We start from the raw sequence: 17820 nt of genomic DNA, 5'->3' as shown, positions 1-17820 counted from the left end.
CTGTTCTGGTCTGGACGTACCCACCTTGCCTCACTCTCCTCATTTCCAGTAGGTTTTTCTCGTTGCCAAGCTCCCCTCGATTGGCAACGCTTCGTACAAATTAGGAATGCGTACGTCGGTCCGAGACCACTTTCCTGCTCGACCGAAAATCGAATCGCGAGAGGCATTACCTGGCGGGAGCTTGGCAACGAGGAAATCAAATGAAGTTGCCGGTTGGAAACAATTCAATTTCATTGAAAGGTGAATGTTTGATGCGCGTGATCTGGCACCTCTTTCTTGCCCTCTTTTGCTTCACTGCCAGCGGATTGGCGAGTGCTGCCGACCAAGCGACGGGAAAGCCGAATGTCATCGTGATTCTGACCGACGATCAGGGGACGATCGACGCCAATTGTTTTGGTGCGAAAGATCTGGAAACCCCGCACATCGACGGTTTGGCCGCGCGGGGCGTACGGCTGACGCAGTTCTACGCGGCGGCACCGGTTTGTTCGCCATCCCGTGCCGGACTGCTGACGGGTCGCTATCCGGTGCGGGGCGGTGTTCCCGGTAACGTCAGCTCGACAGCGGGTGTTGCGGGAATGCCCACAACACAAGTCACGATGGCGGAAACCTTCAAGGCGGCCGGTTACGCAACGGCACACATTGGCAAATGGCACCTGGGCTATAGTGAAGATACCATGCCCTTGGCTCAAGGGTTTCAGACGTCCTTTGGGCATATGGGAGGTTGCATCGACAACTTCTCACACTTTTTCTACTGGCAGGGGCCGAACCGACACGATCTGCACAAGGATGGGCGCGAGGTGCAGCGACCGGGGCGTTTCTTTCCGGATCTGATGGTGGAGGAAGCGTCGCAATTTATCGGGACGAATCGCGAGCGGCCCTTCTTTGTCTATTTCGCCTTGAATGGTCCGCACTATCCGTATCAAGGTGATCCGCGGTGGCTCGAGCGATACAAAGATCTGCCCTACCCGCGAAACCTGTATGCGGCATTCGTATCGTCGATCGACGAGAGAATCGGCGGCTTGCTGAAGCGGGTTGACGAATTGGGACTGCGAGAAAAAACAATTGTCGTGTTTCAATCGGACCACGGTCATTCGACCGAAGAGCGAGCGCATCTTGGCGGCGGCAGCGCGGGAATCTACCGCGGTGCCAAGTTCAGTCTGTTCGAAGGAGGAATCCGGGTTCCCGCGATCATTTCGTGGCCAGGACGATTGCCGCAAGGCGAAGCCCGTTCGCAATTGGCTCATGGTTGTGATTGGTTGCCGACACTGGCGGCGCTCGCCGCTGTGCCGCTCGTCGAACCTGACATCGATGGCGTTAACCTGGTGCCAATTCTCAATTCCGCCGATGCGGCGACTCCGCATGGCCTTGTCCATTGGCACCTGTCGGACCTGGGTGAACAATGGGCCGTGCGGGACGGCGATTGGAAGTTGATCGGCAATGTGAAGGACAGCTCCGGTGGTGAGTTGAGTGCCGATGACAAGAAATTGTTTCTCGCCAATCTTTCCGAGGACCCCACCGAGCGTCGTAACCTGGCGGAACAGCATCCTGATCTCGTTTGCAAACTTCTTCAGGCGCACGAATCGTGGGCGGCAAGCAGTGTCCCGAAACGCTGAATGCTCGCGTGCAGGATCATGTGGGCCGATCTCGCAGCATAAGGCGATTGCAACTGCCGAATTCACGAATCGCCCGTCATCCTGCGTCCCTTGAACAAGGGGCGCAGGACCGGCAGGTACCCCACCCAGCGGCAAGTCTGGACAGACTTCATCCGCCGGGTGGGCCAGTACCGATTCGCATCGGATTCCGTTGGCCTATTTTGTGGATTTCGGTTCGTGCTTGTGATCGTGGCCTTGATGGGAGAGCTGGATCTTTGCCAGGTACGGTTTGTCATCGATCTTGAGCATCAACCGAGGATCGCTTCCTTTGCGATGAAGGTCGTGGACAAGCTCTTCGTCCTTCCGTGTGTACATCGACGATAGGCCGGGCGGATCCGTCTTTTGTGCCTTGGCTTTGAGTTTGAATGCCTCTGTTTTGCCGTCATGCTTCAGGGTCACCGTGATCTCCCTTGCGGGGATCGGAACGTAATTCTTGGCGGCACCATCCAGCAGGTAGATCGATACGGTGTGCGTTTTTTCGTCGAGCACGAACTCGGCGTGATATTCTTCCTCGCCCAGCTCAATCAGCGTCCCCTTGTGTGGTCCCACTTGGGCGTGACCGAGTTCGCCTCCGTTTGCGGGGGGCGAACCGAACATGTATGCCGCCAAGGCCAGAGTATAAATCGACGCAAGTAACAGGGCATCCAATGTCTGAACGGCTCGAAAATACATCGTTCTTCCTCGGTTTCTTCAGGTCGAGTCGAGGCGCAGTGACGCGGGGTCTCATCACAGGATGAAGACGAACAACGCGACGTCACGACGAGGCGCCAGAACTCCAGATGATCAAGTGCCCTCGCGCCGCGTGTTGCGGGGATTGGGCGTAAAATGGATCTGCACCACGGGCCGATATCGTGATCGGCCTACAGCAGGGCGAGGGACGAAGTGTCTAAATTCGATAGACGCAAATCGCCGATCGTTGTGGACATGACGAGAGCGGCGGACATGCGTCAACGCCGTGGCGACATCCTGTCGACAATTCGATCATCGCATTCCGGATGAGACCTGCGAATGAGTCGAGTGCGAAATCAAAGACCGCGACCGGCTGCGAGACTTCGGCACGCGGTGCCGAAACGAAGAAGACATGCGAGCCAATACAAAAGTGGTGCTGATGCGAATGATCGCAAGGACAGTCCTCTTGCTCTGGGCCGTGGTGTTCGTGGCTCTGGTGTTGAGGCAGTGCGGCGTGCTTGTGACCGCACGAGTGTAAATCGGCCTTGTCGTCACTTGGTATTGCGTCACATACGGGTTCTGTCGCGAAATGTTTCTGATGACATGCGTGCGGCTCGGTTCCGGTGCAGCAGCACATCAAGTGCTGCACAGCGAATACGACGAGCATCACCAATGAAATCAGCCGATTCAAAACAGCACTCCTGTGACGGTCGCGATGGTTTATGCCTGGACCATTTAGGCTGTCAACTCCAACACCTGATGCGCTCGTATTCGCAAGCACACGGTATACCAATCGGACATTGCAGGGTTTGACCTTCAATTCCGTTTCGCAATCAGTAAGTCACTGCCGCTCGTGACGTCAAAATGATCGTATGTGCCGTCGCTTGCGCCACACGGTCGCTGTTGTCTTGGACGTGAACCGGGCTCACGTTTTTGCGCGGAGCAAGACTTGTCACTGTCGAATTGAAGCGAGGCCTGAGCCCTCGTAGATCATGGGATTACAATGCGCCGAGTTTGAGATCGGGCTGATGACGCTTTTCGTTCGGCTCAGCCACTCCCCTTCGCCGTGCGTGATCATCTCGAAACACGAAGTTCGTCGGATTCGGAGTCGTGTGAATCGAGAAGAGGTGGTTGATCGCGATGATGCTGGACGTGTGTTTGAAGTCGACGGCCGCCCACTGCAACTGCTCGCACTTCGCCAGGCCGATTTCCCTGAGTTGGCAGAATCCCACCTTTGTCGTCATTAAGCGGATGTCCGCGGGACCGTTTCGAGGGTCGCTCGGTAGAATTTCTCCGGAACGGATATCGAGCCAGCAGGTGTCGTCGACATCAATGAAAACCAGCTCAAGGGTGCATCGTAGTGCGGGGTGCGGTTGTGCCGGTCGGGATTTGATCCACTGCGCCACCAGGTTTTGCGCCGAAACTTCGGCTAAAGCGACTTCGCGTGTCTGATCCATCCTGATCAATGGATTCAGGTCGAGTTCCCCCTGCTCGCCTGCCGTCTGCGTTGCCATTGCCACCTCGATTGCGGCAGGGTGATCGAACTCAAACGGGACTCGCGGAAGTCGCAGGCAGAAATCGCACGCGATCAAACGCCCGGTGAAGAACACAATGGCGAGGCAAGTGGCGAAGCCCCGATAACCCGATTGGGGCTGACGGCCGGTGGTCTCAATTCTCGCAGATGTGTTCGTCATAATGCTTCCTGCTGGGCCAGTTCGGCCGAGTTGACGACGATGTGAGGTCGCATAACATCAAACCAGGGTTCAAACTGTTCAATGGGTTGGAAGAACTCCATCAGCTTGCGGGGCTTTCCGTTGATCCGGGCCTCGCCGCTGAAGACTTGCCGAGCAAAGCTGCTGCGGCCGTCGAGAATTTCGTCGAACGCGGGACGAGTGACGCGTACCGTGCAATCGGCACTGGGATGCTGTCGACCCGCGAAGTGATTGAGGACACCGTGTTGAAGTGTGAGCAGATACTGTTCGTCAGTATCAGTGAACTTGAAGTTGATCGCCAAATTCGAATCTGCGGCAAGACCGCTATCAAGTCGTACTGCGAGCGAATCAAAGATCGCCTCCAGTGGTAAGGCAGCGATCGATTGCGTCGACGCGGTCGTCGTTGTTTCCGGAACGCGAATTCCTTCGCGTAACTCCTGGGCTCCTGTCAGATAGAAGTTCCGCCACGGGCCGCTTTCTGCCTGATAACCCAGCTGTTCGAGAGCATCTGCAAGGAGTTCGCGTGCCGGAAGATGTTCCGGTTCGGCGGAGACGGCATGGTCGAGGACCTGAGCGACCCAGCGATACTCTCCACGGTTGAACGACTCGCGGGCCTTCGCCACGACCTGATCGATGCCCCCCATGTAATCGAGATAATTGGCGCCGGCTTCTTTCGGTGGAAGGGGATGCAATCGCGCGGGGTGGCCATCAAACCAGCCGAGATAAAAATTCCATACCGCCTTGACGTTGTGATTGAGGCTGCCGTAGTAGCCGCGATTCGCCCAGTGCCGTTCGATCTCGGGGGGCAGTTGGATTTGCTCGGCGCATTCGAGCATATTGTGCCCGCTGTTTGCCAGGCGCAATGTCTGGTCGTGAATGAACTTGTACAAATCACGCTGGCTGCTGAGGTGGTTGACGATTTGCTCCTGGTCCCAGACCGGCCAATGGTGCGGTGCAAACAGGACATCGGTGCGATGGCCGAAAAGGTCGATCGTCTGCTGCAGATAGCTGGCCCAGGCTCGCGCATCACGAATCTTGGCACCCCGAAGTGTGTAGAGGTTGTGCATCGTATGCGTCGCATTCTCCGCTGGGCACAGACCTTTCAGCTCGTGGATATAGAGGTGCATCTCGGCGGGAGCCTCACTACCCGGGGTGAGCTGAAATTCGAACGTCAAACCGTCAATCACCCGCAATTCACCCGTGTGACTAATGCTGTCCGTTGGTTTGATCAAGGTGGTCGTGCCTGCGGACGTTCCCAGTCCCAATCCGTTACCGACGTCACCTTGCGGCCCTTTCGGCAGCAGGCTGCCGTACATGTATCCGGCTCGACGTTGCATGGCATTTCCTGCCAGGACGTTCTCACTGATGACCTCATCCAGGAAAAATTTTGGTGCGATGATGCTTACTTTGCCCGCGGCGAGTTCTTCGTCAGAGACGACGCCCGAGAGTCCGCCAAAATGGTCCGGGTGACAGTGCGTGATGATGACGCTGATCACCGGCAGGTGTGGCCGATGTGCGTAGTACAAATCGAGTGCCGCTTTTGCCGTTTCGCTGCTCAGCAGCGGGTCGATCACGATCAGGCCTGTCTCGCCTTCAATGAATGTGATGTTCGCGAGATCGAGCCCACGCACCTGGAAAATACGTTCGCTGACTTTGAACAGGCCACCGATTCCAAGGAGTTGAGCCTGCCGCCAAAGGCTCGGATTCACAGTATCGGGCGACGATTGTTCGGGCGATGCAATGGATCGCTCGTTCAGGTTCCAGATGATTCGGCCTTGTCCATCGTGTACGATGCCGTCGTTGGGCAGCGGTGCGATGAAACCGCGTCGTGCATCCTCGAAGTCCTGCTTGTCTGAGAAGTCGAGTCGTTCGGCAAGCTTCTGTTGAGCCTGTCGCGTGGCGGCGGTCGCGCCCTTGGGGCCTCGGGCGCGAGCGATCGAGGTTGCTGCAGTAACGGTTTGTAGTACCGTGTGATCCACCTTAGGGCTTTTGAAGAGTTGGTGCGTCGGTGGTTCGCAAGCGGAAATTGGCGATGTCGGGAAGGTGATGGCGGGGGATGTGAGCCTGTCTTCCGCACCTGTGTCGCGATGTTCGGTGGGGCCGAGTGTGACTCGCCCCACTGCAATCCCGATAAGCAGAAACAGCCAGGCGGCGTGACGTTGAACGATCATTTCAGTGCCAATCCGGAGAGTCGCTAGTCTGAGCGACGGCCTATAAATTAAACAACTATAAAATAGGTGATATAAATTCTTATCGTCGCAGCGAAGCGGGTATCGGGTGGAAAACCTGCTTCTTGAATGAAACAAGTTGGGAATTTCGGGCAAGGTCCGCTTTTCACCAGATACAACGTGTTTGCGTCCGGTTTCGCCGCCCCGTCACCCTGCATTTAGGTGGTGTATTGCCGTCTTTTCAGGGAAGTTCGCTACAATCGGCACCACCTTCGATTTAACGACGCCTGACGAAGTTTGTTCCAAGTAGAACTTCCCGCCGACGGTTCGCTGTCATCAAATTATCCTTGACTTAGTCGATCAGTCAAGTAATATTCACGACTCAATGGGTGTTTATTTTGGCGGCACGGTTGCTGAGTTGCCGCTCTACGCCTGCCGCCGTGGATCGCCTTATCCGCTCTCGCTTTCTGTCACTACGATTCAATCAACGGTTCGACCATGGCGATTTCAATCGATGATCTTTTCGCCGCCTGGATGGATCGGACGATTCGCCAGGCGCAGCGGCGGCCGCAACGTGACGAGACGTGTGGTCGGCTGGCTTCGGACAAGCTGCGACTGTTGTTCGCGGGTTATAACGGGACACGGAATACGGGCAGCGACGTCAGAGTCGAGGAAATGATTCGGCAAGTGCGCCATCTCTTCGGGGCAGATCGTGTCGACATCACCGTGTTTAGCTTCATTCGGAAGTACTCGCAGGGCTACTTTGCCGGTGTGCGTCAGGTCTCGCCCGAGACCTTGTTTCCTCGTTTTCTCGCCCGAGAAGTTCCTCGGTATCATGGTGTTCTGGCTTGTGAGGGGTCGACATTCAAAAGTCGATTTACCGACCTGCTGACCGTGATGTTTGTCGGAGCACTCGGGTTGGCGACGGCGCATGGCCGAATGTCCATTGCCTATGGAGCCGAGGCTGGTGTGATGAATGCATGGCCGAAGCGATTGACGGCGGACTACTGCAAAGAGTCGCTGATCCTGACGAGGAACGGAGAATCTCGGTCCGCCCTGGCCGAGTTGGGTGTGCCGAGCGAACTCGGAACGGATACCGCCTGGACGTTCTCACCTGCGCCCGACGCGTATGCCACCGACCAATTGCGAGAGGTTGGCTGGAACGGCGAACCGGTGCTCATGGTCTGTCCGGTGAATCCCTTCTGCTGGCCCGTAAAAGCATCGTTGCAGAAAGGTGTTCAGCGACTGTTTGGAGCGCATCGTGCCAGTCATTATGGCAGCGTTTTCTTTTTCAATTCCAATGAAGAGTCTGAGCGGCGATTTGAGTCGTATCTCACTTCTCTCGCCAATGCGATTGTACGCTTTCGTCAGCGACGATCCGTCTTCGTCGTCGTTGCGGCCAGTGAAGAGATCGATAATCCTGCGATGCGTCGCTTATCGGCGAAGTTGGGTGGCGCCCCGATGTTCAGTTCGTCGCAGTACAACATGTACCAACTGGTGAGCTTGTTTCGCGCTGCGGATTTCATGTTGTCGTCGCGATATCATGCGATTGTCACTTCGATGGCGGGGCATGTCGCATCAGCAGGCATCTCGATGGATGAACGAATCGTGAATCTTATGCGTGACCGTGGCCACGAAAAGTTGCTGCTGATGGTCGACGATCCCAATTTGGAAGACCGTTCTGTCGAGGTGCTCGACGAACTGTTTCAAAACGCAGACGCCATCGTGTCCGAGGCACGCCAGACGGTTGCGCGAAATCTTAAGGTCATGTCGAAGATGGGGCGCCGTCTTGTCGACTATGTTGTTGATCGACATCCCGCGTTCGAGCCCTCGTTGAGGTTTGATTCCTGGGAGAGCTACCTCTCTCCCTTAAGCCTTGAATTGCAGGTGCTGCTCAGCGAATGCGCGATCGAGCCTTGCGAAATGCAGACGATCGCTGAATAACGGTCGTTCGAAACGCGGACTCATTTCAACTTTCTTACTCTCCGATCTTGCCGCTGCGTGGTGAACCTCGCGATCTTCAATGAAGAATCCTTGCCTTAAACGCTAGATGGCGGGGCGTCGACGCGGTTTCGTCGGGCTTCGAGTCAGCGAGGGGACCGAGTCAGCGTGAGGAAATGGTGATTTTCGGAAGATTCACCCTGCCAAAAGTGCCTGTGGATCGTGCTGCAATCCGTTGCGCCAAACTTCGCCTTTCCGATTCTTTTGGAAGGCACGCTTGTTCGCGTGAACTCGCGTCGGTAGAAACGCGAAAAAAGATTCGTGTGTTTTAGTTCGTGAGATTCGTGGCGTTGCTCGTAAGTCCCATGGCCGAAGAGACCTTCGTGTCGAATCGATTGCCAAGATGTCGTGCCGCGATCCCTGCCCTGCTCTCTTCCTGATCAGATTGAACCGCCATGGAAACGCCGACATTGCAACAAGATATTGATTCGCTGATTGAACTTTTGGAGCAGATGCTGGTTGAGCAGTCCGGTCTGGAGCTTGTGAAACTGTTGCGGCAGATTCGTCAGTTGGCGCTTGAGCGTCGTGCTGGCGTTCGTGGTGCGGCCGAGCGGATGGCCGCACGAATTGCTGAGCTTCGCGAGGACCAACTCGCCGTTTGTGTGCGGGCTTTGATCATCCACTTTGACCTCGCCAATCTCTCTGAAGATCTGCATCGTGTTCAGGTCTTGCGTGATCGCGAGCGAACGGCTGGTGACCGACCGAGAGCCGAATCGATCGGTGCCGCAATTCAGGAGCTGAAAGCGAGCGGACTCGCGCCGGATGTGATTCAGCAGAAGTTGGATTGTTTGTCGATCGAACCCGTGTTTACGGCGCATCCAACGGAAGCGAAGCGGCGAACGACGCGACGGGTGTTGCGACATCTGCGTCAGACACTTCAGGCCGAACACCGTCCAGATTTGTTGCCGCGCGAGCGGATTGCGATGCTGGATACGATCCTGAGCGATCTGACATTGCTCTGGCAGGTTGACCCCATTCGACCTCAGCGCCCGACGGTGCTCAATGAAGTCGAACGCGGTCTCTTTTTCTTCGACGGGCTTTGGGAGATTGCGCCGCAGTTGCGCGATCAGATGCGGACGGCTCTCGTTCAGCAGTTTCCGCAACATGAATTCCGTGTTCCGGTGTTTATCAAGTTTGGCTCCTGGATCGGCGGCGATCGCGACGGCAATCCGTTTGTCACCCACGATGTGACGTTGCAAACGTTGAATCTTCTGCAACGAGCGGCGGTGCAACGTCACTTGGGCGTCTGCCGGAAACTGGAACAGTTGCTGGTCATGTCGAACCGGCAAGTTGACATCGAACCCGAATTTAAAGCGGCCATCGACCAGGCGCTCCAGCAATCCGCGTCGGCCAGATCGGCTGTTGAGTCGATCTCCGAACTCGAAATCTATCGGCGGTGGCTGAAGATCATCGAAGTCCGACTCGAAGCGACGCTGCGAACCTCGCTTGGGGACCAATCAGACGGTACGGCCTATCGGAATGGACCAGAACTGTTTCGTGACGTGTCTCTACTGACCGAGAGTGTTGTCGCCAACAAGGGCAAACGGATTGCCGTCTCGCATCTCAGCACCTGGCTCGACCAGATCGAAACGTTCGGGCTACAGTTCGCAGCTCTCGATATTCGCCAGGATTCCCGCGTCCACAACGACGTCTTGGCGGACGTGTTTCGGTTGACGGGCGTCTGCGACGACTATCTGGCGGCCGACGAAGCGGCACGCCAGGCGATGTTGCTCGAAGGCCCACAAGTCGGCGACGAGTTGCTGGCGGCGGCGTTGAGCGATCAGTCTCGAGAGACGTTGTCGCTATTCAAGTGTCTGGCCCAGATTTATCGGGACGAAGGCCACGATCGAATCGGCAGTCACATTATCAGTATGACGCATGAACCGAGTGATCTACTGGCTGTCCTGTGGTTCTGGCAATGGGGCTGGAACGCCACGTCGTCGAAGGGAACTCAACCAGCCCCCTATCTGCCGATCGTTCCGCTGTTCGAAACGATTCGCGATTTGCAGCGCGGCCCCGAGATCTTTGATCAGCTCTTGAACATTCCCGAATATGCCCGCTACATCGCCACCAAACCTGGTTCGACGCCGACACAAGTTGTGATGGTGGGTTACTCCGACAGCACAAAGGATGGAGGCTATCTTGCTGCCAGTTGGGGATTGTTTCGCGTGCAAGAGCAATTGGCCGAAGTGGCCCGGACGCACGGTGTGAGGCTAGTGGTGTTTCACGGTCGCGGGGGCGCCTTGGGACGAGGCGGCGGCCCTGCCGCACGAACGATTCTCTCGTTGCCACCCAAGTCGGTTGATGGAGCGATTCGCATGACCGAACAGGGGGAAGTGATCGCCGAACGGTACGACGATCCACAAATCGCGACGCGGCATCTGGAACAGGTGACATGGGCCACACTGCTGGTGTCAGGCCGCGAAACGGAACCAACCCCTCCGAAGTGGCTGACGCAATTGGATCAACTTGCAGAAAGTTCGTTCCGCAAGTATCGATCGCTGATCGACCATCCCGCGTTCCTGGCCTACTTCGATCAAGCAACGCCTATTACGCAAATCGAACGGTTGCCGCTCGGTTCCCGCCCTTCCCGTCGCCGCGAACGTCGCTCGCTTGCGGATCTTCGGGCGATTCCCTGGACGTTTGCGTGGACGCAAAGCCGACATTTCATTCCCGCATGGTTCGGCCTGGGTTCGGCCCTGGTCGAATATGTACATCAGGTGGGCGAAGATTGGTCGGAACTGCAGGCGATGTACGATCACTGGCCGATGTTTCAGGCAGTGATCGACAACGCCGAACTGGCACTCGCCAAGGCCGATCTCGGCATCGCCCGACGTTATGTGGACCTGGTGAAGGATGAGGAAGTTCAAGCGATCTGGCAGTTGATCGATGAGGAGTTCCAACAGACTCAGGCGGCAGTTCTGCTGATTACGCGTCAGTCGACGTTACTGGCCAGCACTCCCTGGTTGCAGCGGTCGATTCAAGAGCGAAATCCGTATGTGGATCCTCTAAATCTGATTCAGATCGAACTGATTCGAAGAATGCGTCTGGCGAGTGAACGGGGCCAGGACGCAGATGTCGCGCGGCAGGAAGAACTGGCCAGACTGACAATTCAGGGGGTCGCGGCGGGGCTTCGCACGACCGGTTAATGTATCCTGTCCGTTGTGCGTGCATCACTTGTGCGATGTTTGGAGTGGAGACTGTTCGCGCCATCGCGATGGACTGGCCTGCATCTGAATTGATCTGGAGTGCCTGTGAAATCCGCTTCGGCCGAGCAGCAAGGTTTGAAGATGAAAAAGTCTGTGAAATCACCTGTGGGCTCACCCAAGCCTTCGACGGCCTCAAAATCTATCACGGCCCGGAAACCCCTCGTGCTTCCAGACCCGACGAGTTGGACGTTCTTGACGAACCACACGCACGTACTGCTCAGCTTATTTCGGCAATCAGATCAGCGGTTACGTGATGTCGCGACTGCAGTCGGGATTACTGAACGGATGGTGCAGCGAATCGTCGCGGAACTGGTCGATGCAGGCTATCTCCAGATCACCAAAGAAGGGCGCTGCAACCGCTATACGGTGAACGCAAAGCTGCAACTGCGGCACCCTCTTGAAACACAACACACCATCGGCGAACTTCTTGCGATCCTCAATTAGGTGCGATCATTCCGATGCCATGCCGCGTCGATGTGATAAGGTCGGCTGATTTCGTGACAGCGCGTGATCAATCGCCAGCATTCATATTCTCACATGGCACGGCAAGACATATCTGATGTGAATCTGCGAATTTCTGGAGTAGACAAGGTGGTGCGTACCAAGAGTGACGATGCCACTGAGCAACGCGTCATCGACGACGTTCATCGTGTTGGTTGGCACGTTGTTGGGATTGAGGACCATTTCGAGGGCCCTGCCTTTGCCTACTCGATCGGAATGCAGCACACGCTGAATCATCCGGAAGTGATCGTGTTGGGGCTCAGAGACGTGGCAGCGATGATGAACATCATCAATGCGATCGGCGAAGAAGTCCGGAAAGGGAGTCGATTTCAAGACTGGCATGAGAGCGATCAAATCTTGGAAGGCTATTCCTGCATTTTCCGATCAGTTCCGACTGAGGTCTTCCCCGAATACTTTGGTTTTGCAATGTGGTTTTATCGGCCGGATTCATTTCAAGTTCTTCAATGCGTTTGGCCCGACAGTCAGCGTCAGTTTCCGTGGCAAGCAGGTTGTCATTCTGTCGTGCGGCAACGCCAGCCTCTCTTGACGCATCAAAGCGGATGGCCGTTTTCTGAAGGAAAGAATCGAGCCGTCTTCACGACAAATCGAGTTCTTGACGGCTCGCATCCCGTTTTGCATATTTGCCACGATCGCGATGGGGATTGGCAATTCTTGTGTGGTACTTCAACTTCGCCTGCGGATGGAAGAATAGCCACATTAGAAGAGATTCTTCACCGACATCCATCAATCGCAGCGCTGGCAAATCTTCCCGCGGGAAGTCAAGCGACGAGGGATTCGGCTTGTTCACCTTGGCGACGAGCATAAGCCACTTTAATGGTTTGTGGTCTTGTCAGACTGGGTTTAAACCGACGGCCAATCTTCTTGCCGTCCGCAAGGGCGACGATTGGATGTGTGCCCACAACTTAGAGCACACGTTGTCTTTCGACGAATGTTCGACGAGGCGATGAGTTGAGTACGGTTGAAGCCAAATTCGTCCCTCTGATTACAACTTCGTAATGGGCAGATTGCGCGATGGGTGAATTCGTCGTGAAGGAACATCTTCCTCGATCCTTCGGGATTGATTCGCTCCTAGAATGGAGTTTGTTCAACGCGCGTGAATGCGAATGGAATCAATCGCGGGACGCGAATCTGGCAGAATAGCGAGCGATGGTGCGTCGCCCGTTTTGGCCGAGCGTGCTAGGGATTGTATGAACTGGGCATTGGCGACCAGTGATGTGCCACGGCTGGGTACGGAAAATGTTCTGGCCTATGTCGGCGGCGTGCTCGGTGTCTGTGCCGCAGTCATTCTCACAGCCTTATTGTCCCCTTTACGAGCGACCCCGACGGTTCCCTTTACCGCCGCGATTGTTGCGACCGCCTGGCTGGGCGGTCGAGGTCCTGCTCTTGTGGCGACGCTCTTGTCAGCATTGGCCGTCGATTTCTTCTTTCTTCCTCCGGTGGGGTCTGTCTTTTCCAATATCTCGGCCGTGGTCTGCGATCTCAACTTCGTGATCATCGTGAGTCTGATCTGCAGTTTGCAGGAGAGTTACCAGAGGATCGCGCGTGAGTTGCGTGTGGCCAACGACAATCTGGGGATTCGTGTCCAAGAGCGGACGGCCGATCTGACCGCCACAAACGAGCGTCTGGTCTCGGAAATTGAACAGCGACGGCATGCAGAATCAGTCTTGCAGGACGCGCATGCAAAGTTGCGGATCTCGATGGAGGCGACCGAAACGGCATTAAGTGAGAAGGAAACGCTCTATCGAGAGCTGCAACACCGCGTCAAGAACAACCTTCAGGTGATCAGCAGTCTTCTCGGGTTTCAGATGAGTCGAATTCAGGATCAGGCCAGTCGTGAACTGTTTAAGGAATGCCAGCAGCGTGTTCGCGCCATCGCGCAGGTTCACGACAGACAGTTTCGAATGCCAGATCTGTCGTCGTTCCAGTTGGACCTTTACCTCACGGAACTCGTGCAGGCGCTGCTTCGATGCTATTCCCCCACGCTGGGTGACATCACCTCCAAAATCATCGTCGACAAAGTTGTGTTGGAGTCGGACAGCATCATCCCGTGTGCCCTGATCGTCAATGAGCTGGTTTGCAACGCACTGAAGTATGCCTTTCCCGACAGAAGATCGGGTGAGGTTCGTGTCGAACTCCGGAGTCGCGATGACCAGATTGAGCTGGTCGTCGCTGATGACGGCGTGGGAATTTCTGGCAAAGAAACCCTGGAAATGGCATCGGCAAGCAAATCGTGCAGGCTCTGGTTGATCAACTTTCCGGAACTTTGGAATGGGCAAATGGCCGTGGAATGTCCATCACGGTGACATTTCCCGAAGTCTTTCAAGAATGAAGTATGAGGAATGTCAAATGTCAAAAAGTCAAATCCTGGTGGTCGACGATGAACGAATCGTCGCGACGTGCATTCAGAACGAGTTGGAAGGCTTTGGTTATCAGGTTTCGGGAATTGCCTCGTCCGCGAAGGATGCGATTGAAAAGGCGGATCAGTTTCATCCCGATCTGGTGTTAATGGATATTCACCTGAAAGGGGATCGCGACGGAATCGACGCCGCTCGTGAGATCCACGCTCACTATGGCACTCCAATCGTCTACCTGTCGGCATTTGCCGACGCCGAGTCCGTCGCTCGGGCGGCGGACACTGGAGCATTTGGCTATCTCTTGAAGCCTTATGAAGGGCAGGAGTTGAAGACGACCATTGAGATGGCCCTGGCGATGCACCGCGCCGAGCAACGGCTGGCCGAGACCGAACGGTGGTTGGCAGCGACTCTTGAAGGTGTCGACGACGCGATCATCACCGCGGATGCCGATTGTCGAATCCACTTCATGAATCACGCGGCGTGCAATTTAACGGGCTGGGACAAGGACGAAGCGGCAGGAAAGTCGCTGTCGGACGTCTGCCATCTTGCGCGGCCGCATGGTCAATTCATACTCGAGGACGTGGCCAGTCAAGACCCTTGTGACTGGTGTGATGTTGCAATCGCGAAAGGCACTGACCTGATCGATCGAAGTGGGCAGCGCACTCCCGTGGAAGGCCGGATCGCGCCGATTTTCGATCCACACGGCGAATACCTTGGCACTGCACTGACCGTGAGAAGCATTGCGCCCCGACTTGAACTGGAACGGACTCAGCGCGAGGGCGAGGAAAATGTCCGCCAGTCACAAAAGCTAGAGGCGGTGCGACGTCTTGCCGGGGGGATGGCCCATCACCTCAATAATCTCGTGACCGTCATCCTGGGTAATACGTCATTGGCGATGACTCAATCCGCAGTTGAGTCGGAAGGTGCAGAGGCTCTCACGCGCGTCGAAGCCGCCAGTCACCGTGCTGCCGACATGATCCGCCGGCTCTTGCGATTTTCAGGAGAAGGCCATGGCAGGTTTCAGCAGGTTGATCTCAATACGTTGCTGTCAACGTTCCTGGTAGAAAGCAAGCAACTCTTCGATCCTTCGCTACGTGTCACTTGCAAGCCGACAATGGGTTTGTGGCCCGTTTCGGTGGATGAAGTCCAGGTCGGACAGGCTCTTGTGAACCTTTGTCTTGGCATTCAGGACTCGCTGCTTGACGGTGGCAGAATCGTCCTCGACTGCGAGAACCTGGCGCTGAAGGCTGACGATTCTGCCGAGCCTCAACGGATCGGTGAGGGGAACTTTGTCCGCGCGCGAATCGGCATGACGGGGCGTGGTTTGACGCAGGAAGTGTATGAGCGGCTCGCCGCACAACTCACCAGAGGCGGTTCGAGCCGACACGACGCTGGAATCGGCTTGGAATTTGTGACGGAAGTCATGGAACAACATCATGGCTGGGTTGAGTGCAGTCATAGTGTAGAAGCGGGAATCCAATTCGATTTGTATTTTCCGAGTTCGGGGCAGATTCCTGCGATGGAATCCACCACGGCCCTTCCACCGCGATCACGTGGCCTTAAGCCGACTGTCCTGTTGGCCGAGTCTGACGCGATGGTGCGTGCGTTGGGCCAGCAGATTCTGGAACGGCAGGGATATCAGGTTCTCTCCACCGACGACGGCATTCAGGCGGTGGAACTCTTTCGGAAGTCACCGGTGCAGGTCGATCTGGCGATCATCGATTTGAATCTTCCCCGAATCACGGGCGATGCCATTCTCGAACGGCTTGTCGATCTGGACCCGAACATCGAAATCTTTTTTTCATCCGGCTACTTCTCGGAAGACCATTACGAAAGCGGTGGGCACGTGCTAGGTGTCATTCGCAAGCCGTATTCTCGTCACGAACTCGTCTCACTGGTGCAACGCGCCCTGGCACGGCACTCAGCATGCGCGTTAGCGCATGGTCGGATTTCGAAAATCAGTCTGCCTGATGGAGCCGAACACCCCGAGACCGCTTGCGGAACAATTTCGACCTGCGATGGTCGCGAGGTCCATTTCCATGCCAACAGCCTGGTGGACTTGGCGCTGCACCGGTTGGAGCTGGGAAGCGAGGTCCGTTTTGAGGAAGAAATGACTGAACATGGCCCGCAGGCAAAATGCGTGCGACCGCTCGTAAAGAATGGGCATTTCTGCGAATAAGCGTTCTATATCGGAATCCGGGCACCGGTGCCCCTGCGCACTATCGTGGCGCGATGTGCCTGTTGCCGCGGATGCGGTTATTTCGACAGCAGCTGTTCCAGCGCAATCTCGACGTCCAATCGATCGACTTGTGCTCGTTCCAGCGCGCGATGTGACGGTTTGGTATTCGAGTGGAGCGCGGCCTCTTCGCGGCGGCGTGCTTCACTGAGCAAATGTTCGAGGGTCGCAATCCTGTCTCGGTCAGAGGCGCAAAGGTCGAGTTTCGCGTGGTAAAGTTCCATCTGGGCTGCATAAAGATCATCGGCCCCGACTTCTTTTTGGATGCGTAGCTTCTCAAGTTGATTCACGACTCGTTGCAGGATTTCGACTTTCTCCGTTCGCAGTTTCGTGAGTTTCGACTCTTTCGCCTCCGAAGCGCTGGCCTTCAGGGTGTCGATTGCATTCGTGCCGATGATTCCAGCGGTGATCAGCAGGCCTGCGAATAGACCCAAGGTTCCGACTCGTGCGATCGACATGGCGTGACTCCTTGGTAGTGACAATGCAGCGGGTTCGCTGTTTTCCGCGCCCATTGCGACGTGTTCACGAGCCCGATGTCTGACATTCAAAAACCGCGGTTCAATTTCAGTGTATTCTTCCTTGTTTTCGTCGTGTTCAGATTTGTGTTGAGGGAGGCTGGCTTCTTCGTAAGGATTGTGGCGACGTGATAGGGCGACGTGTGGCAATCAGGGCTGCGATTCGTGCGTCCCGTCTTGATCTCGTCGGTGATCACTCGACGCCGCTGCCGAGACCAATACGGGACAAACGCGGCGGATCGCACGGCTGTTCCCATCACCGCGGCACGTATGATCTGTCGGCCGTCCCACAAAATTCAAAAAATAACGATTTTGTAATCTCTTGCCCTTGTGGACAGGCGTAAGATTCCCACGTGGCCGGAGTGACTCCTTGCCGGCCGCGTCACGGTGCGCCGCGGGCTTTGGTTGCGTCTCATCTCCATTGCTCGCGGCGTTTTGCGCTTCGTTTTGAGAGGAATGAATTTATGATCATGGCCAATTCGAGAACGACACCGCACGACCTTCGCCCGGAGCGGGATGTCGATTCGAATCTCGCCTATTTGCCGACCGCCGAGCAGATTGCGGCAGAGTGTCGACGTATTCAGGCCGAGTGGTCGCTTGATGAAAAGCGAAAACGAACAGCGGGCGTCACGGCGGCTGACGACTGGGAAACACAGGGCCAACACGTCTTAATTGCGGAGCAGAATGACCGTATTGATCTCGAAATGCCCTGAAATCCAGATGCGAGAATTTCCGTCCGAACCCAATGGGTGCGAACTTACGGAAACGAAACGCGGCACCGA

General features: G+C 55.9%; 13 protein-coding genes and 1 pseudogene. 9 read left to right on the top strand and 5 right to left on the bottom strand.

From position 1 onward, the window contains the following. The first annotated feature begins 200 nt into the window (after window positions 1–200). Window positions 201–1613, top strand: a complete 1413-nt coding sequence (locus OSO_RS0127245; protein WP_010586172.1) for a sulfatase family protein — start codon at window positions 201–203, stop codon at window positions 1611–1613. Between the two features lie 195 nt (window positions 1614–1808). On the opposite strand, the gene OSO_RS45350 is transcribed toward OSO_RS0127245, so the two are convergent. Beyond that, window positions 1809–2324, bottom strand: coding sequence for a hypothetical protein (locus tag OSO_RS45350; RefSeq protein ID WP_010586171.1), 516 nt, complete (start codon window positions 2322–2324; stop codon window positions 1809–1811). A 409-nt stretch (window positions 2325–2733) separates the two neighbouring features. Between OSO_RS45350 and OSO_RS52335 the strand changes: the two genes are divergently transcribed. Next, complete coding sequence (locus OSO_RS52335; RefSeq protein ID WP_261340396.1) at window positions 2734–2859, top strand: hypothetical protein; 126 nt, start codon at window positions 2734–2736, stop codon at window positions 2857–2859. 460 nt (window positions 2860–3319) lie between these two features. Here the strand turns inward: OSO_RS52335 and OSO_RS0127230 are convergent, their stop codons facing one another. Then, a complete protein-coding gene (locus OSO_RS0127230) occupies window positions 3320–4015 on the bottom strand; it encodes a hypothetical protein (RefSeq protein WP_010586169.1) in 696 nt (231 codons plus the stop codon). Then, complete coding sequence (locus OSO_RS0127225; RefSeq protein ID WP_010586168.1) at window positions 4012–6204, bottom strand: alkyl/aryl-sulfatase; 2193 nt, start codon at window positions 6202–6204, stop codon at window positions 4012–4014. Before OSO_RS0127225 ends, OSO_RS0127230 begins: the two co-directional genes overlap by 4 nt. A gap of 495 nt (window positions 6205–6699) precedes the next feature. On the opposite strand from OSO_RS0127225, the gene OSO_RS0127220 reads away from it, so the two are divergent. The 4 genes and pseudogenes from OSO_RS0127220 to OSO_RS52700 form a co-directional block, all read left to right on the top strand. Beyond that, window positions 6700–8145 carry a polysaccharide pyruvyl transferase family protein gene (locus OSO_RS0127220; RefSeq protein WP_010586167.1) on the top strand — a complete coding sequence of 482 codons (1446 nt, stop codon included), beginning with the start codon at window positions 6700–6702 and terminating at the stop codon, window positions 8143–8145. A 452-nt stretch (window positions 8146–8597) separates the two neighbouring features. After that, complete coding sequence (ppc, locus tag OSO_RS0127205; RefSeq protein ID WP_010586166.1) at window positions 8598–11351, top strand: phosphoenolpyruvate carboxylase; 2754 nt, start codon at window positions 8598–8600, stop codon at window positions 11349–11351. A 105-nt stretch (window positions 11352–11456) separates the two neighbouring features. Continuing rightward, window positions 11457–11855 (top strand): helix-turn-helix domain-containing protein, encoded by a 399-nt coding sequence (locus tag OSO_RS0127200; protein WP_010586165.1) that lies wholly within the window; start codon window positions 11457–11459, stop codon window positions 11853–11855. Window positions 11856–11948: 93 nt separating this feature from the next. Next, window positions 11949–12413: pseudogene (locus OSO_RS52700) on the top strand (DUF4262 domain-containing protein); the annotation flags it as partial. A 94-nt stretch (window positions 12414–12507) separates the two neighbouring features. On the opposite strand, the gene OSO_RS52115 reads toward OSO_RS52700, so the two are convergent. Continuing rightward, window positions 12508–12735 (bottom strand): hypothetical protein, encoded by a 228-nt coding sequence (locus OSO_RS52115; protein WP_237729342.1) that lies wholly within the window; start codon window positions 12733–12735, stop codon window positions 12508–12510. A 385-nt stretch (window positions 12736–13120) separates the two neighbouring features. Between OSO_RS52115 and OSO_RS48650 the strand changes: the two genes are divergently transcribed. Beyond that, window positions 13121–14236: a sensor histidine kinase gene (locus tag OSO_RS48650; RefSeq protein ID WP_010586163.1), complete on the top strand. Its 1116-nt coding sequence runs from the start codon at window positions 13121–13123 to the stop codon at window positions 14234–14236. Between the two features lie 43 nt (window positions 14237–14279). Next, window positions 14280–16466 carry a response regulator gene (locus OSO_RS0127180; RefSeq protein WP_010586162.1) on the top strand — a complete coding sequence of 729 codons (2187 nt, stop codon included), beginning with the start codon at window positions 14280–14282 and terminating at the stop codon, window positions 16464–16466. A gap of 77 nt (window positions 16467–16543) precedes the next feature. Here OSO_RS0127180 and OSO_RS0127175 read toward each other — a convergent pair whose 3' ends face one another. Then, complete coding sequence (locus OSO_RS0127175) at window positions 16544–16981, bottom strand: hypothetical protein (protein ID WP_010586161.1); 438 nt, start codon at window positions 16979–16981, stop codon at window positions 16544–16546. 527 nt (window positions 16982–17508) lie between these two features. Here OSO_RS0127175 and OSO_RS0127165 point away from each other — a divergent pair. Next, complete coding sequence (locus OSO_RS0127165; RefSeq protein ID WP_157605472.1) at window positions 17509–17751, top strand: hypothetical protein; 243 nt, start codon at window positions 17509–17511, stop codon at window positions 17749–17751. Window positions 17752–17820: the final 69 nt, after the last annotated feature.

Source organism: Schlesneria paludicola DSM 18645 (genome assembly GCF_000255655.1).
GTDB lineage: Bacteria > Planctomycetota > Planctomycetia > Planctomycetales > Planctomycetaceae > Schlesneria > Schlesneria paludicola.
The sequence above is the reverse complement of the archived record's forward strand: the minus strand, read 5'-3'. Positions and strand labels throughout refer to the sequence as shown.

Coding starts and splice junctions, on each gene's coding strand:
- OSO_RS0127225 (WP_010586168.1), bottom strand. CDS start 6,204: ATGATCGTTCAACGTCACGCCGCCTGGCTGTTTCTGCTTATCGGGATT.
- OSO_RS0127220 (WP_010586167.1), top strand. CDS start 6,700: ATGGCGATTTCAATCGATGATCTTTTCGCCGCCTGGATGGATCGGACG.
- OSO_RS48650 (WP_010586163.1), top strand. CDS start 13,121: ATGAACTGGGCATTGGCGACCAGTGATGTGCCACGGCTGGGTACGGAA.
- OSO_RS45350 (WP_010586171.1), bottom strand. CDS start 2,324: ATGTATTTTCGAGCCGTTCAGACATTGGATGCCCTGTTACTTGCGTCG.
- OSO_RS0127180 (WP_010586162.1), top strand. CDS start 14,280: ATGTCAAAAAGTCAAATCCTGGTGGTCGACGATGAACGAATCGTCGCG.
- ppc (WP_010586166.1), top strand. CDS start 8,598: ATGGAAACGCCGACATTGCAACAAGATATTGATTCGCTGATTGAACTT.
- OSO_RS0127175 (WP_010586161.1), bottom strand. CDS start 16,981: ATGTCGATCGCACGAGTCGGAACCTTGGGTCTATTCGCAGGCCTGCTG.
- OSO_RS0127165 (WP_157605472.1), top strand. CDS start 17,509: ATGGCCAATTCGAGAACGACACCGCACGACCTTCGCCCGGAGCGGGAT.
- OSO_RS0127245 (WP_010586172.1), top strand. CDS start 201: ATGAAGTTGCCGGTTGGAAACAATTCAATTTCATTGAAAGGTGAATGT.
- OSO_RS52335 (WP_261340396.1), top strand. CDS start 2,734: ATGCGAGCCAATACAAAAGTGGTGCTGATGCGAATGATCGCAAGGACA.
- OSO_RS0127230 (WP_010586169.1), bottom strand. CDS start 4,015: ATGACGAACACATCTGCGAGAATTGAGACCACCGGCCGTCAGCCCCAA.
- OSO_RS52115 (WP_237729342.1), bottom strand. CDS start 12,735: ATGCTCGTCGCCAAGGTGAACAAGCCGAATCCCTCGTCGCTTGACTTC.